Origin of the sequence: Polymorphobacter sp., assembly GCF_051860865.1 — a bacterium.
GTDB lineage: Bacteria > Pseudomonadota > Alphaproteobacteria > Sphingomonadales > Sphingomonadaceae > Sandarakinorhabdus.
The window spans coordinates 1-17632 of sequence record NZ_JBIMKZ010000068.1 but is presented as its reverse complement, the minus strand read 5'-3'; the positions used below and the strand labels follow the sequence as shown (position 1 = coordinate 17632).

At 64.7% G+C, this 17632-nt stretch carries 20 protein-coding genes; 16 read left to right on the top strand and 4 right to left on the bottom strand.

Annotated elements, in window-relative coordinates:
- Nucleotides 1–85: 85 nt before the first annotated feature.
- Both ACTIFJ_RS12150 and hemE read right to left on the bottom strand, forming a co-directional pair.
- Entirely contained in the window at nt 86–526 is a 441-nt protein-coding gene (locus ACTIFJ_RS12150; RefSeq protein WP_439534375.1) for a CopD family protein, read from the bottom strand.
- Nucleotides 523–1560 carry a uroporphyrinogen decarboxylase gene (hemE, locus tag ACTIFJ_RS12145; protein ID WP_439534374.1) on the bottom strand — a complete coding sequence of 346 codons (1038 nt, stop codon included), beginning with the start codon at nt 1558–1560 and terminating at the stop codon, nt 523–525. The genes ACTIFJ_RS12150 and hemE overlap by 4 nt, the downstream gene beginning before the upstream one ends.
- Before the next feature lie 339 nt (nt 1561–1899).
- Between hemE and ACTIFJ_RS12140 the strand changes: the two genes are divergently transcribed.
- From ACTIFJ_RS12140 to ACTIFJ_RS12095, 10 genes are all read left to right on the top strand, one after another.
- Nucleotides 1900–2757, top strand: coding sequence for a pyruvate, water dikinase regulatory protein (locus tag ACTIFJ_RS12140; protein WP_439534373.1), 858 nt, complete (start codon nt 1900–1902; stop codon nt 2755–2757).
- The gene (locus ACTIFJ_RS12135) at nt 2754–3347 is read left to right on the top strand and encodes a Maf family protein (protein ID WP_439534372.1); all 594 of its coding nucleotides are present in this window, start codon (nt 2754–2756) and stop codon (nt 3345–3347) included. Before ACTIFJ_RS12140 ends, ACTIFJ_RS12135 begins: the two co-directional genes overlap by 4 nt.
- A 145-nt stretch (nt 3348–3492) precedes the next feature.
- Nucleotides 3493–4317: a shikimate dehydrogenase gene (gene aroE, locus ACTIFJ_RS12130; protein WP_439534371.1), complete on the top strand. Its 825-nt coding sequence runs from the start codon at nt 3493–3495 to the stop codon at nt 4315–4317.
- Nucleotides 4314–4892, top strand: a complete 579-nt coding sequence (gene coaE, locus ACTIFJ_RS12125) for a dephospho-CoA kinase (protein ID WP_439534370.1) — start codon at nt 4314–4316, stop codon at nt 4890–4892. Before aroE ends, coaE begins: the two co-directional genes overlap by 4 nt.
- Nucleotides 4893–4946: 54 nt before the next feature.
- The gene (dnaQ, locus tag ACTIFJ_RS12120; protein ID WP_439534369.1) at nt 4947–5627 is read left to right on the top strand and encodes a DNA polymerase III subunit epsilon; all 681 of its coding nucleotides are present in this window, start codon (nt 4947–4949) and stop codon (nt 5625–5627) included.
- Between the two features lie 75 nt (nt 5628–5702).
- Complete coding sequence (hpf, locus tag ACTIFJ_RS12115) at nt 5703–6305, top strand: ribosome hibernation-promoting factor, HPF/YfiA family (protein ID WP_439534368.1); 603 nt, start codon at nt 5703–5705, stop codon at nt 6303–6305.
- A gap of 2 nt (nt 6306–6307) precedes the next feature.
- On the top strand, nt 6308–6787 hold the full coding sequence (locus ACTIFJ_RS12110; protein ID WP_439534367.1) for a PTS sugar transporter subunit IIA: 480 nt from the start codon (nt 6308–6310) through the stop codon (nt 6785–6787).
- A complete protein-coding gene (locus tag ACTIFJ_RS12105; RefSeq protein ID WP_439534366.1) occupies nt 6787–7107 on the top strand; it encodes a DUF1491 family protein in 321 nt (106 codons plus the stop codon). The genes ACTIFJ_RS12110 and ACTIFJ_RS12105 overlap by 1 nt, the downstream gene beginning before the upstream one ends.
- A gap of 199 nt (nt 7108–7306) precedes the next feature.
- The gene (locus ACTIFJ_RS12100) at nt 7307–7936 is read left to right on the top strand and encodes a cell wall hydrolase (RefSeq protein WP_439534365.1); all 630 of its coding nucleotides are present in this window, start codon (nt 7307–7309) and stop codon (nt 7934–7936) included.
- A 42-nt stretch (nt 7937–7978) separates the two neighbouring features.
- Nucleotides 7979–8434 (top strand): MmcB family DNA repair protein, encoded by a 456-nt coding sequence (locus tag ACTIFJ_RS12095; protein ID WP_439534364.1) that lies wholly within the window; start codon nt 7979–7981, stop codon nt 8432–8434.
- Here the strand turns inward: ACTIFJ_RS12095 and lysM are convergent.
- Nucleotides 8431–8925 carry a peptidoglycan-binding protein LysM gene (gene lysM / locus ACTIFJ_RS12090; RefSeq protein WP_439534363.1) on the bottom strand — a complete coding sequence of 165 codons (495 nt, stop codon included), beginning with the start codon at nt 8923–8925 and terminating at the stop codon, nt 8431–8433. The two genes, ACTIFJ_RS12095 and lysM, sit on opposite strands and share 4 nt — an antisense overlap.
- 57 nt (nt 8926–8982) lie before the next feature.
- Nucleotides 8983–10491 (bottom strand): YifB family Mg chelatase-like AAA ATPase, encoded by a 1509-nt coding sequence (locus ACTIFJ_RS12085; protein WP_439534362.1) that lies wholly within the window; start codon nt 10489–10491, stop codon nt 8983–8985.
- A 187-nt stretch (nt 10492–10678) separates the two neighbouring features.
- On the opposite strand from ACTIFJ_RS12085, the gene ACTIFJ_RS12080 reads away from it, so the two are divergent.
- The 6 genes from ACTIFJ_RS12080 to ACTIFJ_RS12055 all read left to right on the top strand — a co-directional run.
- Nucleotides 10679–11050, top strand: coding sequence for a hypothetical protein (locus ACTIFJ_RS12080; RefSeq protein WP_439534361.1), 372 nt, complete (start codon nt 10679–10681; stop codon nt 11048–11050).
- A 94-nt stretch (nt 11051–11144) separates the two neighbouring features.
- The gene (gene secA / locus ACTIFJ_RS12075) at nt 11145–13901 is read left to right on the top strand and encodes a preprotein translocase subunit SecA (protein ID WP_439534360.1); all 2757 of its coding nucleotides are present in this window, start codon (nt 11145–11147) and stop codon (nt 13899–13901) included.
- A gap of 356 nt (nt 13902–14257) precedes the next feature.
- On the top strand, nt 14258–14629 hold the full coding sequence (gene rpsL / locus ACTIFJ_RS12070) for a 30S ribosomal protein S12 (protein ID WP_152577498.1): 372 nt from the start codon (nt 14258–14260) through the stop codon (nt 14627–14629).
- A gap of 12 nt (nt 14630–14641) precedes the next feature.
- Nucleotides 14642–15112, top strand: coding sequence for a 30S ribosomal protein S7 (gene rpsG, locus ACTIFJ_RS12065; protein ID WP_439534359.1), 471 nt, complete (start codon nt 14642–14644; stop codon nt 15110–15112).
- 35 nt (nt 15113–15147) lie between these two features.
- On the top strand, nt 15148–17220 hold the full coding sequence (gene fusA / locus ACTIFJ_RS12060; protein ID WP_439534358.1) for an elongation factor G: 2073 nt from the start codon (nt 15148–15150) through the stop codon (nt 17218–17220).
- 110 nt (nt 17221–17330) lie between these two features.
- A partial coding sequence (locus ACTIFJ_RS12055; RefSeq protein WP_439534357.1) for a GTP-binding protein occupies nt 17331–17632 on the top strand: 302 nt, incomplete at its 3' end.

The following is a 17632-nucleotide window of genomic DNA, read 5'->3' as shown; positions in this document are numbered from 1 at the left end:
GCCGCCGGAGGCACTTTCTGTTACCGGCCGCGGCGACGTTGTTATGAATGTTGACACCGCCCAACCTCCGGCCTCCGGAAGCCCTTCAGAACGGCTTGACGATCACCAGAATAACGACCGCAATCGTCACCAAAGACGGCACCTCGTTCAACAGCCGGAGCGTCTTTTCCGAATAGGGCCGCTCACTGGCCGCGAAGCGCTTTGATGCCGCGACTGCCCAGCCATGATAGCCGGACAGCGCCACAACGATGGCCAGCTTGGCATGGAGCCAGCCATTGCCGGCGAAACCCAGGTGAAAGGCCAGCGATAGCCCTGCCGCCCAGGCAACGATCAAGCCCGGGGTCAGGATGATCCGCCGTAGCCGGCCACAGCGCTCGGCCCAGAGCCGGTTCTCGGCTTCGGTGGGCGCAGCCATCCAGTAGACGAGGAAGCGCGGCAGCATGAACAGCCCCGCCATCCAGAAGATGACGAAGATGACATGGACCGACTTGATCCACGGATAGGCCTGTCCGAGCCAGCCGGTCAGAGCGGCCTCCGCACCAGTTCGACCAATGTTTCGACATGGTCGATCGGCGTGAACTGGCCGATACCATGGCCGAGGTTGAAGACATGCGGCCGACCGGCGAAGGCCTTGCGGATGCGCTCGACCGCCGAGACCAATGCCGGGCCACCGGCCATCAGTGCCAGCGGATCGAGATTGCCCTGGACCGGCATGCCCTTGGGCAGCACCGCGTTTGCCCATTCGGGATCGAGCGTCTCGTCGAGACCGACGGCATCTACGCCGGTTTCGGTCGCATAGGCGACGAGCTTGGCGCCGGCGCCCTTGGGAAAGCCGATGACCGGCGTATCGGGATGCCGCGCCTTCAGCTGGCTTGTGATGGCGGCATTGGGGGCGATAATCCATTGCTCGAACTGTGCCGGGCTCAGGCTGCCGGCCCAGCTGTCGAACAGCTGGATTGCCTGCGCCCCGGCCTCGATTTGGCCGGACAGATATTCGACTGTCACCGCCACGATCTTGTCGATCAGTTCCTGAAACGCCTGCGGGTCCTGATAGGCCAGCTGGCGGGTCTCGGCATGGTCCTTGCTGCCATGGCCAGCGACCATGTAAGTGGCGACCGTCCACGGACTGCCTGCGAAGCCGAGCATCGTCACCGACGGGTCGAGCTGGGCACGGACCTTGGCGACGGTTTCATAGATGCGGGTCAGATAGTGCGGGGCGGGCTCGAGCGTCCGCCAGTCGGCGCCGATCAGCGCCGGAGACAGCTGTGGGCCTTCGCCGGGCCCGAAGGTCAGCGTCTGGCCAATGGCATGGGGGACGATCAGGATATCGGAGAACAGGATGGCGCCGTCCAGCCCGAAGCGCCGGATCGGCTGGAGGGTGATCTCGGCTGCCGCATCACTGTCATAGACCAGCTCAAGGAAGCCGCCTTTTTCGGCCCGCAAAGCCCGGTATTCGGGAAGGTAACGCCCGGCCTGGCGCATCAGCCAGAGCGGCGCGGGATGGCGGTATTCGCCCTTGAGGACGGCGAGAAGCGGCGGGTCGGCTGGGTCGATGTTCATCCTTCCCCAATCACGACCTCGTTGCCCATGGTCAAGCCCCACAACAACAGTTCCATATTTCTTGAATCATGATGATGGTTGTTGGTCGCTGGATAACGGGGATAAGAATCCTTCCACAGCCTTTTCTCGTCGGCGATGGCTCATAATGTGTTGAATCCATGCGAGTCGGTAATTCGATCCCCGATATCCACAGAGTCGCTGAAAGCAGCGTCCCCATGGGGAGCGCATAGCCGTGGGTCCGGGGCAACCACCCGGAACCCAGCCTGTTCGCCATATCCGCCCGGCTTGACCGCGGCTCTCCAGCGGTTATTCACAGGCTTGTTCCGGGGGTATCTGCGTATGACACTGGCTTCGACCCGGCTTCACCTGCATCTCGTCAGCGATTCCACCGGTGAAACGCTCGAGATGGTCGCCAAGGCCGGCCTCGCCCGATTCGAGGGCGCCGAGGCCACAAAGCATTTCTGGCCGATGGTCCGTTCCGAAGGCCATCTCGACCGGGTGATCGAGGAAATCGCCCGTCGTCCGGGGCTGGTTATCTACACGCTCGTCGACGGCAAGGTGCGGGACCGGCTGGAAAGCCGCTGCGCCAGCCTCGGGCTGCCGATGGTCTCGCCGCTCGATCCGACCATCGGCGCGCTGTCCAACCTGCTCGGCCAGGCGACCACGACGCGGCCGGGCCGCCAGCATGTCATGGACAAGGCCTATTTCCAGCGCGTCGATGCCATCAATTACACCATGGTCCATGATGACGGCGCCGGCTCGGACGATTGGGAGGATGCCGATATCGTCGTCGCCGGCGTCTCGCGAACCTCGAAGACGCCGACCAGCATCTATCTGGCCAATCGCGGCTACAAATCCGCCAATATCCCGATCGTCCCCCAGTCGCCGCCACCGGCTTCACTGTTCACCCTGCAGAATCCTATCGTCGTCGGACTGACGACGGCGCCCGAGCGGTTGATGATGATCCGCCGCAACCGCCTGCTTACTCTCGGGCAGACGCCCGATACGTCGTATGTCGACATCGAGCGGATCGAGGCCGAGGTCGCCTATGCTCGCCGGCTGTTCGCCGATCACGACATCCCCGTCATCGATGTCACGCGTCGCTCGATCGAGGAAACCGCCGCCGCGATCATTAACCTGTTCCAGGCCCGCACCAAGAACGGCAACGGCGACAATGGTTCAGTGACACCAGCATGATCATTCTGGCCAGCCAGTCTGTCGCCCGTCGCGCCATGCTGGAGGCCGCCGGCGTCGCCTTCGAGGCGATGCCTGCCCATGTCGACGAAGACCAGGTGATGGCCGCGCTGGTCGCCGAAGCCGCCAGCCCGGCCCGCATCGCCGACGCCCTTGCCGAGTTGAAGGCACTCAAGATTTCGCGCAACCGGCCGGGTTGCCTCGTGCTCGGCGCGGATTCGGTCGTCGCCACATCGGACGGTGCCCTGCTTGCCAAGCCTGAGACACGGCCGCGCGCCGAAGCCCAGCTGCGTCAGCTGGCCGGCACCACGCACAAGCTTGTCTCCGCCGCCGTTGTCGCCCTCGATGGCCAGCCGATCTGGCGTGCCGGCGGCACCGCCCGGCTGACCATGCGCCCGCTCTCGGATGCCTTCATCGCCGACTATCTCGACCGCGAAGGCGAGGCCGTGCTCGGTTGCGTCGGCTGCTACCGCATCGAAGGCCTTGGTGCCCAGCTGTTTACCCGTATTGACGGCGACCAATTCGTCATCCGCGGCTTGCCGTTGCTGGCGCTGCTGGGGTGGCTGCGGGATCGCGGCGAGTTGATGGCATGAGGAAGAGGGCCTCCGGCGGCTGGGGCCTTGGGCCCCAGACCCCAAGCGGGGGCATGGTTCTTATTGGGCGCTGTCCGAACTTGCGAGCGGGCAGGCCCTTCATTTGGGGTCTGGGGCCCAAGGCCCCAGCCGCCGGAGGCCTTTCATGACTCTCCTCCCCGCCGTCGCCGGCGTCATCGGCTGGCCCGTCGCGCACTCCAAATCGCCGCTGATTCACCGCTTCTGGCTGCAGGCGCTTGGTGTTGATGGTGATTACAGCCGCTTTCCGATCGCGCCTGAGCGGGTTGGGGCATTTGTTCGGGCGCTGCCGGCGATGGGTCTGCGCGGGGTCAATGTTACGGTGCCGCACAAGCTGGCGGTGATGGCGCATCTCGACAGGATCGATGAGGCCGCCGAGCGGGTAGGGGCTGTCAATACGGTGTTGGTGGGCGATGACGGCCGGATCAGCGGCACCAACACCGATGTCGACGGCATTTGCGAGCCGCTGTGCGGCCATGACCTGCATGGTCGAACAATGGTGGTGCTGGGGACCGGCGGCGCGGCGCGGGCGGCGGTGGCGGCGGCGGTGCGGCTGGGTGCCGGATCGGTGACGGTGATGGCGCGCACTGCAGACAAGGGCCGGGCGCTGCTTGAGGCCGCCGGCCAGCCCGGTATCGTATTGCCGTTTGATGCTCCTCTGCCGGCGGGAACCGATATTGGGCTGGTGTTCAACGCCACCACGCTGGGCATGACCGGGCAGCCATCTCTGACCGTGGATCTGGGGTCGCTACCGGCCGATGCGCTGGTGTTCGACGCGGTCTATGTGCCGCTGGAAACGCCTTTGCTGGCTGATGCCCGAGCGCGTGGGCTGACGGCGATCGATGGCCTGTCGATGCTGATCGGCCAGGCGGCGACGGCGTTTGAACTGTTTTTTGGCCAGGCGGCGCCGCGCGGGCGTGATGCCGAGCTGCGGGCGCTGCTGACGGCATGATGATCGTCGGCCTGACCGGCTCGATCGGCATGGGCAAGAGCACGGTGGCGGCGATGTTCCGCAAGGCCGGGCTGCCGGTGTTTGACGCCGATGCCGAGGTCCGGCGCCTGCAGGGCCCGGGCGGCCGGGCGCTTCATGCCATCGAGCAGGCGTTTCCCGGCACCACCCATGAGGGTGGCCTGCACCGTGACCGGCTGGGCGCGCATGTCTTTGCCGACGCGGTGGCGCTGCGCCGGCTTGAGTCGATCTTGCACCCGCTGGTCGCCGAGGCCCAGTCGCGCTTTCTCGGTGCGCATCGTCTGAAGTCTGCCGTGGTGCTGGATGTGCCGCTGTTGTTCGAGAAGGGTGGGTGGCGGCATTGTCACCTGACGGTCGTGGTGTCTGCGCCGCTGCGGGTCCAGCGTGCCCGGGTGCTGCGCCGTCCGGGCATGACCGTTGCCAAGTTCGAGGCCATCCTGCGCACCCAGATGCCGGATCGAGAAAAGCGCCGGCGTGCCGATGTCGTCATCGAGACCGGGCGCGGGCGGCGCGAGACCTGGTTGGCGGTGCAGCGGCTGGTCCGCCGGCTTCGCTGACGCGGGCGGTGCCAAGGCTTCTCATTTGGCGGCGGCTGCGCTAATCGATTGGCCATGCGTGAGATTGTATTCGATACCGAAACCACCGGGATCATGCCGGGGGACGGCCACCGCATCGTCGAGATCGGCGCGGTGGAAATGATCAACCGGGTGATGACCGGCCGCTTTTTCCATACCTATGTCGATCCGTGCCGGCCGATGCCGCGCGATGCCCAGAATGTGCACGGCCTCAGCAGTGATTTTCTCTCCGGCCAGCCGGTTTTCGAGATGATCATCGACGGATTCCTCGCCTTCATCGGCGATTCCCCGCTCGTTGCCCATAATGCGGCGTTCGACATGGAGTTTCTCAACTGGGAGTTGAAGCGCGCCAGCATGCCGATCATCCCGCATGCCCGCGCCATCGATACGCTGGAGATGTCGCGCAAGCTGCATCCTGGGGCCAAGCACACGCTCGATGCGCTGTGCAACCGTTACGGGATCGATCTGTCCGGACGGGTCAAGCATGGGGCGCTGGTCGATGCCGAGCTATTGGCGCGGGTCTATGTCGAGCTGACCGGCGGTCGCCAGATCGGCTTCGATCTGGTCGAGACATTGCCCGCCGGGCCGGTCGCCTTCAGCCCGGTGCCGGCGACGCGCGAGGTGCGCGCGGCGCGCGATTTTTCGGCCAGTGATGCGGAGCTTCTCCGCCATGCCGAATTCGTGGCGGGGTTGAAGGATCCGCTGTGGCGGACATGACAATCATATGACCTGCCCCTATCCTTTACTCGTGTGACACGACTGGCCATCGGTATCGGCCCGAGGAGACAGATTATGGACGTCAGGATTTCAGGACATCAGGTCGATACGGGGGCTGCCTTCAGCACCCATGTGCGCGACCGGCTCGGTGTGATGGTCGCCAAATATTTTCCGCGCGCCATCTCAGCGCATGTCACGCTTGCCAATGCGCCGCATGGGCATTTCCAGTGCGATATCGTCATGCATGTGATGTCGGACCTGATCCTCAAGGGCGGCAACCGCGCCCAGGATGCCCATCTCGCCTTCGACGGTGCGGCCGAGCGTATCGACAAGCAGCTGCGCCGCTACATGCGCCGGCTCAAGGATCGTCATGGTCCCGGGGCCCAGGTCGCGGCCGAGCGTGAGCTGCTGTCGGTAATCGACAATGCCGAGTATCGCATCTTCGCCGCCGCCCCTGACAATGACGAAAACGATGGCCAGGACGATGCCGATCATCCGCTGGTGATTGCCGAGACCCGGGTGGATATCCCCACTGCCACGGTCGGCGACGCGGTGATGATGCTTGATCTGCGCAATACCAACGCCCTGATGTTCGTCAATTCAGCGAGCGGTACGCACAATATGGTCTACCGGCGCGAGGACGGCAGCATCGGCTGGGTCGAGCCGCGGCGGAATTGACGATGAACGGTGGTGATTTTGCCGACCTGTTTCGCGGCGAAGCGGTGTTTCCGGCGCTGGCGGCCGCCGACAAACCGAGCGCATTGGCCGCGCTGGCCGACCGGGCGGCGCCGTTGGCCGGTTTGCCGTCGAGCCTGATTCTCGAGCGGATCAGAGAACGCGAGACGCTGGGATCGACCGGTTTCGGGCAGGGGGCTGCGATCCCGCATGCCCGGATTGCCGGCCTCGACCGGCTGACGGTCGTTCTGGCACGCCTCGCGCAACCGATCGACTATGGCGCGCTGGATGGCGAGCCTGTCGACCTGCTGGTGCTGCTGCTGTCGCCGGAGGACGCGGGCGCCGACCATCTCAAGGCGCTGGCCCGGATCAGCCGCACGCTGCGCAACAGGGATGTCCTGCAGATGCTGCGGGCGGCCGATGATGCCGGCACGATGCGCGCAGCCGTCGATCGTCCGGCGCTGGCGGCATCGCGCGCCGCCTGATGCGGCTGGCGGCCGGCCTCAAGGTATCGGCGCTGCTCAGGACGGTCGAAGCGGCCGGTGGCTTCGGCGCTGTGCTGGCGCGCGGGGATGCCACGGCCGGCAGCATTGCCGTGGTCAGCCGTACCCGGGGACAGGAAGATGTCCTGCTGACGCCGGTGATGGCCGCGTCTGGCGGCTATGCCTATCAGGAAACGGCGCGCGGCGAGGCTATCGCCGCCTGGACCGAGCGGGCGCGCCGTCGCGATCCGGACCTCTGGATCATTGAACTGGACATCCCGGACGCCGCACGGTTCATCGCCGATTCACTCACTGGGGATTGACCGCAGGAGCCCGATCTTTAACGGCCAGCGTCATCTGGACGCAGAGCCCGTGGGCGGGCGCTGCACCCATGAACCGAAGCGGACCGGACCGGGCTTCAGCCCAGCGGTCGATGGCGAAGCGCCCGGCGTTTGGGGCGTTCATCGACGGCGGACCCGGACATGGCCGTGTTTGATTGTCGTCTGAATGTCGTTTGCAACCTTGCGGATCAGCGAAAGTTCCCGTCGCCTGATCCTCGCCATGGCTTCGAGCCTTTTTCTGCTCGCCGCCGGCTCCGTGCCGACCACCTATTCGCTGGATTCCGTCTCCGAAGAGATGTTGCAGTCCGCCCCCGTTCCCGCCGAACAACCGATCACCGCCGCCGATCTCGACATCATGTCGCTCGCTGACGTGCCGGTACCCGATTATGACGTTGCGCCTGCCGCTTTGATCACTGTGGTCAACGCTGTCGATGCGCCCGCCGTCGAATTCAGCGAAGATGACGAGCGCCTTTGTCTTGCCCGCGCCGTCTATTTCGAAGCCCGGGGCGAACCGTTGGAAGGCCAGCTCGCCGTTGCCCAGGCGATCATCAACCGCACCGAGTCAGGCCGTTATCCCAGCAGCATCTGCGGTGTGATCCGCCAGCCCGGCCAGTTCACCTATCCTCATGGCAGTGCCGTCAGGGCCGGTGCGGCCTGGCATACGGCCAAAGCCATCGCGCTCGTCGCCGTTCAGCGCCTGTGGCCGGAAGTCGCCCCTGATGCGATCTCCTTCCACGCCACGCATGTCCGCCCGGTCTGGCGCGACAAGGTTCGCATTGCCCAGATCGGGCGCCACGTCTTCTATCGTTGACTCATGAACGGTGTTCCTGTCTTGTTCTCGTGAGGACAAGACATGGACAGTGTGGATGTACGACGCGGCGTCTGCCGCTGGCTGGTGCAGGCCGGCTATGCGCCGATTGCCGAGGTGGCGCTCGGCAATGGCCGACGCGCCGATTTGCTGGCGGTAGACATGGCCGGGCGGGTGACGCTGGTCGAGATCAAGGTATCGCGGGCTGATCTACGCGGGGATCGCAAATGGCCTGAGTATCTCGATTGGTGCGACCGCTTCTACTGGGCGGTTCCAACCGATTTCAACGGCAGCCTTTTCGATGATCCGATTTTCCGACCCGCCGAGACCGGGCTGGTGATGGCCGACCGCTACGGCGCTGCCGAGCTGCGTCCGGCGCCGATCCTGACTCTGAATGCGGCGCGGCGGCGGGTGCAGACGCTTCGGATGGCGCGGGTGGCGGCGCTGCGGCTGGTGCTCGCCACCGATCCCGAAGCCATGGCAATGGGGGACTATCTCTAGAGCGGCGGAATGCGCAGGACCTGACCGGGATAGATCTTGTCCGGGTGGGTCAGCATGGGGCGATTGGCCTCGAAGATCCGCGGATAGAGGTTGGCATCGCCATAGAGCCGCTTGGCGATGGCCGAAAGTGTCTCGCCCTTGGCCACCGGATAGAACACCACAGCTTCCTCATCGGCATCGACGTCGTCATCATTGCCAGCCGTCGGCGCCGGCGAGGCCGTCGTCACCGGAGCCTTGGAGGGAAGGCTGCTCAGCGGCACCCGCATCCGGTTGTCGACCTTGGTGATGCCGTCATTGTTGCCGATGGCAACAACGATCTTCGAGGCCTCGGCGCGGTTGACGGCCAGGCCGGTGACGGTGGCCACGCCGTCTTCGATGCGGATGTCGAGGTTGCTGACCTGAAGGCCGAGCTTGGTGATCTGTGCCTTGATCTTGTCGGCGTCTGGACCGCCGAGCCCGAGCTTGTCCTTGACGAAATCGATCATGCCCATGGTGCATCTCCCTTTCAGCCATTGTGGCCAGTGAAGATGCACCCCTGATGAATCCGGTCAGTTGACCGGCGCGCGCAACCTGTAGCTCAAGGCCTCGGCAATATGCGTGCGGGTTACGCCCGCGTCGCCGGCCAGATCGGCGAGCGTCCGGGCGACGCGCAACACGCGAGTATAGCCCCGGGCCGACAGGCGCAGGCGTTCGCTGGCCTGAGCGAGCAGCTGCCGGCCGGCATCATCGGGCGTGCAGTGCGCCTCCAGCAATGCCCCATCGGCCTCGGCATTGGTGCGCACGCCGGAACCGGCGTAGCGGCGGCTCTGGGCCTGGCGCGCTGCTGCAACGCGGGCGGCGACGGTCTGGCTCGATTCGGCGGCTGCCGGCATCGTCAGGTCGGCGGCGCTCAGCGCCGGTACGTCGGTGTGCAGGTCGATCCGGTCAAGCAGCGGGCCGGACAGGCGCGACTGGTAATCGGCGGCGCAGCGCGGGGCCCGGGCGCAGGCGCGGCCCGGATCGTCGAGATGGCCGCAGCGGCAGGGATTCATCGCCGCCACCAGCTGCACCCGCGCCGGATAGCTGACGTGGGCGGCCGCCCGGGCGACATAGACAGTGCCGCTTTCCAGCGGCTGGCGCAGCGAATCGAGCACCGTGCGCTGAAATTCCGGCAGCTCGTCGAGAAACAGCACGCCGAGATGGGCGAAGCTGACCTCGCCGGGCCGCGCCTTGCTGCCGCCGCCGACGAGCGCCGGCATCGAGGCATTGTGATGCGGACTGCGGAACGGCCGCGTGCGGATCAGCCGCCCGCCCTCAAGCTGGCCGCCCATTGAGGCGATCATCGACACTTCGAGCGCTTCGGCCGGCGTCAGGTCAGGCAATATCCCGGGCAGCGCGGCGGCGAGCATCGACTTGCCCGAGCCTGGCGGTCCGCACATCAGCATGTTGTGGCCGCCGGCCGCGGCAATCTCGAGCACGCGCTTGGCGGTTTCCTGGCCCTTGATGTCGGCCAGGTCCGGCCCCGCCGGCCGGCTCTCGGCGAGCATCCGCTCCGGCGGGCCGATCAGCTGGGTCCCCTTCAGATGGCTGAGCAGGCTGAGCAGGTCCCGCGGCGCCAGCACGTCAATGTCTCCGGCCCAGGCCGCTTCGCCGCCCTGCGGCGCCGGGCAGATCAGTCCGAGTTCATGCTCGGCCGCGTGGAGCGCCGCCAGCAGCACGCCCGGCACCGGGCCGATGCGGCCATCGAGCCCGAGTTCGCCCACGGCCAGGTGACGATCGACCAACCCCTGCGGCAGGATGTTCATCGCAACCAAAAGCGCCAGCGCGATCGGCAGGTCATAGTGCGAGCCCTCCTTCGGCAGGTCGGCGGGCGAGAGGTTGACGATGATCCGGCGTGGCGGCAGCGACAGGCCCATGGCATGAAGCGCCGATTGCACGCGCTCCCGGCTTTCCTTTACCGCCTTGTCGGGCAGTCCGACGGTGATGAAGGCGACCGCGCCGCTGCTGATCTGGACCTGGACATCGACCCGGCGCGCCTCAAGCCCGAGAAATGCCACCGTTCCGACATGCGCGACCATGGGTCTCCCCGAAGATGCAAAGGTTGACCCTATGTAAACATTAACGGCCGTATCGGCGATACTCAAGGGCCTCTCCAGGGCGCAGGAAAGCATCCGGATGCGCTTGTCGGGCAACAGTTTCCCTTATTTGCGCCCGCGCCGACATGCTCCCTTGCCGAGCTCTTGACAGGCACCGTAAAGCCGCGGGGTGACGATGCGGACATCTTGGCAACGACTGGCCAAAAGCGAGCCAGCGCGCCTGCTTCAGCTGATGCTGGGCGGACTACTGATGCTGCTCGCGCCGATTATCGGCATTCCCACCCCGGGTCCGCTCGGTATCTTCATCTTCGCCTTCGGCCTGGCGCTGGTGCTGCGCAATTCGCCCTGGGCGCGGCGGCGTTACCTGCGCTGGACGCGCGGCTATCCGCGCATCCGCAAGGCTGTCGATTTCGGGCTGCGGCGAAAGCGCGACCGGCGGGCCAGCGCCCGCGTTGCCGACATGACCAAGGGCCGGCGGGGCTGGTGGCGACGTCAGCGGCTCGAGGAAGCCCGAGGAGAAACCCGCCCGCGCAAACCCTGACCGTTTCATTGACGGCGCGCCTTGCCGCTCCTACATCGCAAGCCATTGGGGCATGTGGCAACACAGGCCCATCCTATTGCGCGTCAGGATATTCATGCTCGGAATGGGCGGCATCGCCAAGCGATTGTTCGGATCTTCCAATGATCGCTACGTTAAATCGCTGGGGAAGATCGTCGATCGCATCAACGGCTTCGAGCCGGCGATGCAGGCGCTCGACGATGCGTCGCTGCGCGGCCAGACCGAGAAGCTGAAGGACCGGCTGGCAAACGGCGAGACGCTCGACGACATCCTGCCCGAAGCCTTCGCCACCGTGCGCGAGGCGGCCCGGCGGACGATGGGCATGCGCCATTTCGACGTACAGATGATTGGCGGCATTGTCCTCCACCGCGGCGAGATCGCCGAGATGCGCACCGGCGAAGGCAAGACGTTGGTGGCAACGCTCGCCGTCTATCTGAATGCGCTGACCGGCAAGGGCGTCCATGTCGTGACCGTCAACGATTATCTGGCCAGCCGCGACGCCCAGTGGATGGGCCAGGTCTATCGCTTCCTCGGCCTGACGGTGGGGACCATCATCCCCAATCTGGACGATGCCTCGCGCCGCGCTGCCTATGCCTGCGACATTACTTACGGCACGAACAACGAATTCGGCTTCGACTATCTGCGCGACAATATGAAATACAGCCGCGAGCAGATGGTGCAGCGGCCCTTCTATTATGCAGTGGTCGACGAGGTCGACTCGGTGCTGATCGACGAGGCCCGCACGCCGCTGATCATCTCCGGGCCGACCGACGACAAGAGCGAATTGTACATCTCGGTCGACGCGATGGTGAAGACGCTCGATCCCGAGGATTATATCGTCGACGAGAAGCAGAAATCGGTGATCCTGACCGAGGATGGCACCGAAAAGGCCGAACGCGCGCTTTCGGCCGCCGGCCTGCTCGATGGCGAGAACCTCTATGATTTCGAGAATACCCAGGTCGTCCATCACCTGAACCAGGCGCTGCGCGCCAACGCCATCTTCCGGCGCGATACCGACTATATTGTGCGCGGCGGCAAGGTGATCATCATCGACGAGTTCACCGGGCGGATGATGGACGGGCGACGTTGGTCCGATGGCCTGCACCAGGCCGTCGAGGCCAAGGAAGGCGTGGCGATCCAGCCCGAGAACCAGACGCTGGCCTCTGTCACCTTCCAGAATTATTTCCGCATGTACCCCAGGCTGTCGGGGATGACCGGCACGGCGTCGACCGAGGCCTCCGAATTCTACGACATCTACAAGCTCAATGTCGTCGAGATCCCGACCAATCTTCCGGTCAAGCGCATCGATGTCGATGACGAATTCTACAAGAACGCCGACGACAAGTTCAAGGCAATCGTCAAGACCATCGGCGAGGCCTCGTCCCGCGGCCAGCCGATCCTCGTCGGCACCGTATCGATCGAGAAGAGCGAGATGCTGTCCGAATTCCTGACCAAGGAGGGGGTCAAGCATGTCGTGCTCAACGCCCGCTACCATGAGCAGGAGGCCCAGATCGTCGAGCAGGCGGGCCGTCTCGGCGCCGTCACCATCGCCACCAACATGGCCGGGCGCGGCACCGACATCCAGCTTGGCGGCAATGCCGAGGCGCGGATCGGCCGCGAGCTGACCGAGATTCCCCCCGGGCCCGAGCGCGATGCCGCCGCCGAACGGATCAAGGCCGAGGCCGCCGCCGAACGCGAGGCCGTGCGGGCCGCCGGCGGCCTGTTCGTGCTCGGCACCGAGCGCCATGAGAGCCGGCGCATCGACAACCAGCTGCGCGGCCGCTCGGGCCGCCAGGGCGATCCCGGATTCAGCCGCTTCTATCTCAGCCTTGATGATGACCTGCTGCGCATCTTCGGCCAGCAGTCGATGCTCAGCCGGATGATGAACTCGGGGCTCGAGGAGGGGGAGGCGATCGTCCACCCCTGGATATCCAAGGCCATCGAGACCGCGCAGAAGAAGGTCGAGGCGCGCAACTACGACGTGCGCAAGCAGCTGCTCCAGTATGATGATGTGATGAACGACCAGCGCAAGGTCGTTTACGAGCAGCGTGCCGACATCATGGATTCGGAGACCGTCGGCGATGTCGTCATCGACATGCGCCATGAGACGGTCAACGCCATCGTCGCCGAGGCCTGCCCGCCGGGCAGCTTCCCCGAGCAATGGGATATCGCCGCCCTGCAAACCGCCGTCACCGACACGCTCGGCGTCGGTCTCGATGTCACCGGCTGGCCACAGGAAGAAGCCATCGATCCCGAGATGGTACTTGAACGGCTGATGACCGCGTCCGACGAGATGATGACCGCCAAGGCTTCCAGCGTCGCACCCGAGACCTGGGTGTCGATCGAGAAGAACTTCCTCCTCCAGGCGCTCGATCATCACTGGAAGGAGCATCTCGCAACCCTCGATGCACTCCGCCAGGTCATTCACCTGCGCGCCTATGCGCAGAAGACGCCGCTCAACGAATATAAGTCGGAAGCCTTCGCGCTGTTCGAGCGGATGCTTTCGACGGTGCGCGAGGATGTCACCCGGATGCTTGCCCAGGCACAGTTCCAGATGGAGCCCACCGAGCCGGCGATGCCGCCCTCCGGCTTCATCACCACGCATATCGACCCCTTCACCGGCGAGAATGACGCCGCTGGCTTGCCGATGCCGCGACTCGATGCGTTTGGCACGCTGCCGGCCGGTGCCCTGGCGGGCGCAGCAGCGGCGACGGCCGAGATGATGGACGTCGATGACGAAACCCGCGCCGAATGGCTGCGCAGCGTACCGCGTAATGCGTTATGTCCGTGCGGCTCGGGGAAGAAGTTCAAGCACTGCCACGGGGCGCTCTGAAGAAGCGGGCCTCCGGCGGCTGGGGCGTTGGCCCCAGCCGCCACGCGTGAAGCTCGTCACCTGGACGGAGGGGCCAGCATGACGCGGCGCCTTGTGCTGGGGTCCGGGGCCAAGGCCCCGGCCGCCGGAGGCCCCCTTCTTGACGGCCCGCCTTCACGCGCTTATGGGGCGGCATCGCTGCGCTGGTCGTGGCGATACAGGAACGACAGGGTGCACCGCGCGCGCCGGGCCATCGAGAGATGGGTCTGACGCGCTTATGCGTTGGTCGGCTGCACTGCAGCCGGGGAACGGCGGGGCGGCTCTGAAGTAGGCGGCTAGCCATGGTGGCTTGCGGCCGAAGCGAGAGAAAGAACCGAATGCCAACAATCAACCAGCTGATCCGCAAGGGTCGCGAGCCACAGAAGGCGCGCAACAAGGTGCCGGCCATGGAGGCCTGCCCGCAGAAGCGCGGCGTTTGCACCCGCGTCTACACCACCACCCCGAAGAAGCCGAACTCGGCGCTCCGCAAGGTGGCCAAGATCCGTTTGACCAACGGTTTCGAGGTCATCGGCTACATCCCCGGCGAAGGCCATAACCTGCAGGAGCACTCGGTGGTGCTCATCCGCGGCGGCCGCGTCAAGGATCTTCCCGGCGTGCGCTATCACGTTCTGCGCGGCGTTCTCGATACCCAGGGTGTCAAGAATCGCAAGCAGAGCCGTTCGAAGTACGGCGCCAAGCGTCCGAAATAAGGGGTAGTTGAAATGGCACGTCGTCGTCGTCCAGAGAAGCGTGAAATCCTGCCGGATCCCCGGTTTGGTGACGTCATTCTCTCCAAATTTATGAACCTGGTGATGCTCCAGGGCAAGAAGTCGGTTGCGGAATCGATCGTCTATTCGGCGCTCGAGACCATCGAGGCCAAGAGCCGCCGCGAGCCGGTCGGTGTCTTCCATGATGCGCTGGCCAATGTCCGTCCGGGCATCGAAGTCCGGTCGCGTCGCGTTGGTGGCGCCACCTATCAGGTGCCGGTCGAGGTCCGTCCCGAGCGTTCGCAGGCGCTGGCCATTCGCTGGCTGATTGCCGCGGCGCGCAAGCGGTCCGAGCACACCATGGCGCAGCGCCTGTCGGGCGAGCTGCTCGATGCGGCGAACAACCGTGGTGCCGCCGTCAAGAAGCGCGAAGATTCGCACCGGATGGCCGAAGCCAACCGCGCCTTCTCCCATTACCGCTGGTAACAGCGTCTTAACCCTCTTCGTCTGGCAGGTTTCCCATGGCACGCACCAATCCGCTCGAGCGCTACCGCAACATCGGTATCATGGCGCACATTGACGCCGGCAAGACGACGACGACCGAGCGCATCCTTTACTACACCGGCAAGTCCTACAAGATCGGCGAGGTCCATGAGGGCACCGCCACCATGGACTGGATGGAGCAGGAGCAGGAGCGCGGCATCACCATCACGTCCGCCGCCACCACCTGCTTCTGGAACGACCACCGGATCAACATCATCGACACGCCGGGCCACGTCGACTTCACCATCGAAGTCGAGCGTTCGCTGCGCGTGCTCGATGGTGCCGTGGCGTGCTTCGACGGCGTTGCCGGCGTCGAGCCGCAGTCGGAAACCGTGTGGCGCCAGGCGGACAAGTACAAGGTGCCGCGGATGTGCTTCGTCAACAAGCTCGACCGCACCGGTGCCAATTTCGATCGCTGCGTCCAGATGATCAAGGATCGTCTCGGCGCGCGGCCGGCAGTGCTCTATCTGCCGATCGGTCTAGAGGGTGATTTCATCGGCCTCGTCGACCTGGTCGAGAACCGCGCCATCGTTTGGCTCGAAGAATCGCTGGGCGCCAAGTTCGAATACAAGGACATTCCCGATCATCTGAAGGACGCCGCCGCCGTGGCGCGGTCCGAGCTGATCGAAATGGCCGTCGAGCAGGACGATGCCCTGATGGAATCGTACCTCGAAGGCACCGAGCCGACGACCGCCGAGCTGAAGGCGCTGATCCGCAAGGGCACGCTGGCGTTCGCGTTCGTGCCGGTGCTGTGCGGCTCGGCGTTCAAGAACAAGGGCGTGCAGCCGCTGCTCGACGCGGTCGTCGACTATCTGCCGTCGCCGCTCGACATCCCGCCGATGCACGGCATCAACATGAAGGACGAGGACGAGATTCGCGAAGCCTCGGACGAAGCGCCGTTCTCGGCACTGGCCTTCAAGATCATGACCGATCCCTTCGTCGGCACGCTGACCTTTGCTCGCATCTATTCGGGCAAGCTCGAAGCTGCCTCGACCGTGCTCAACTCGGTCAAGGACAAGCGCGAGAAGATCGGCCGCATGCTGCTGATGCACGCCAACAACCGCGAGGACATCAAGGAAGCCTTTGCCGGCGACATCGTCGCGCTGGTCGGCCTCAAGGACGTGACCACCGGCGACACGCTGTGCTCGCCGCTGAAGCCGATCATCCTCGAGCGGATGGAATTCCCCGAGCCGGTGATCGAGGTTGCCGTCGAGCCCAAGACCAAGGCCGACCAGGAAAAGATGGGCATCGCCCTCAACCGCCTCGCGCAGGAAGATCCGTCGTTCCGCGTGTCCTCGGACATGGAATCGGGTCAGACCATCATCAAGGGCATGGGCGAGCTTCACCTCGAAATCCTCGTCGACCGCATGCGCCGTGAATTCAAGGTCGAGGCCAATGTCGGTGCGCCGCAGGTCGCCTATCGCGAATCGCTCGCCAAGAAGGTCGACGTCGATTACACCCACAAGAAGCAGTCGGGTGGCTCTGGCCAGTTCGGCCGCATCAAATTCTCGGTCGAACCCGGCGAGCGCGGTTCGGGCATCATCTTCAAGGATGACGTCAAGGGCGGCAATATTCCGAAGGAATATATTCCGTCGGTCGAGAAGGGCATCCGCGAGGTCGCCGCTTCGGGTTCGCTGATCGGCTTCCCGATCATCGATTTCGTCGCCACCCTCTATGACGGCGCCTATCACGACGTCGACTCCTCGGCGCTGGCCTTTGAAATCACCGGTCGCGGTGGCATGCGCGAAGCCGCCACCAAGGCCGGCATCAAGCTGCTCGAGCCGGTGATGAAGGTCGAGGTGGTGACGCCGGAAGATTATCTTGGTGATGTCATCGGCGATCTGAACAGCCGTCGCGGCCAGATTCAGGGCACCGACACGCGCGGCAATGCTCAGGTCATCGAGGCAATGGTTCCCCTGGCCAACATGTTCGGCTATGTGAACCAGCTGCGGTCCATGAGTCAGGGTCGCGCACAATATTCCATGCAGTTCAGCCATTATGACGAAGTCCCGTCAAACGTGGCCGAAGAGCTCAAGCTGAAACTGGCTTGATTTATTCGCAGGCGTAGCTAGAGACCCACGCCTTCGGGCGGGTTCAACCGCAACGCCGCTGTTATCCGAACAGATTCGCAACCGGACTTACGAGGAAGAGGTTTACGGCCATGGCCAAGGCAAAATTCGAGCGTAACAAGCCGCACTGCAATATCGGCACCATCGGTCACGTCGACCATGGCAAGACGTCGCTGACGGCTGCGATTACCAAGGTGCTGGCCGAGACCGGCGGCGCAACCTTCACCAGCTATGCCAACATCGACAAGGCGCCCGAAGAGCGCGAGCGCGGCATCACCATCTCGACCGCACATGTCGAGTATGAGACGGCTGCGCGCCACTATGCGCACGTCGATTGCCCGGGCCACGCCGATTATGTGAAGAACATGATCACCGGTGCCGCCCAGATGGACGG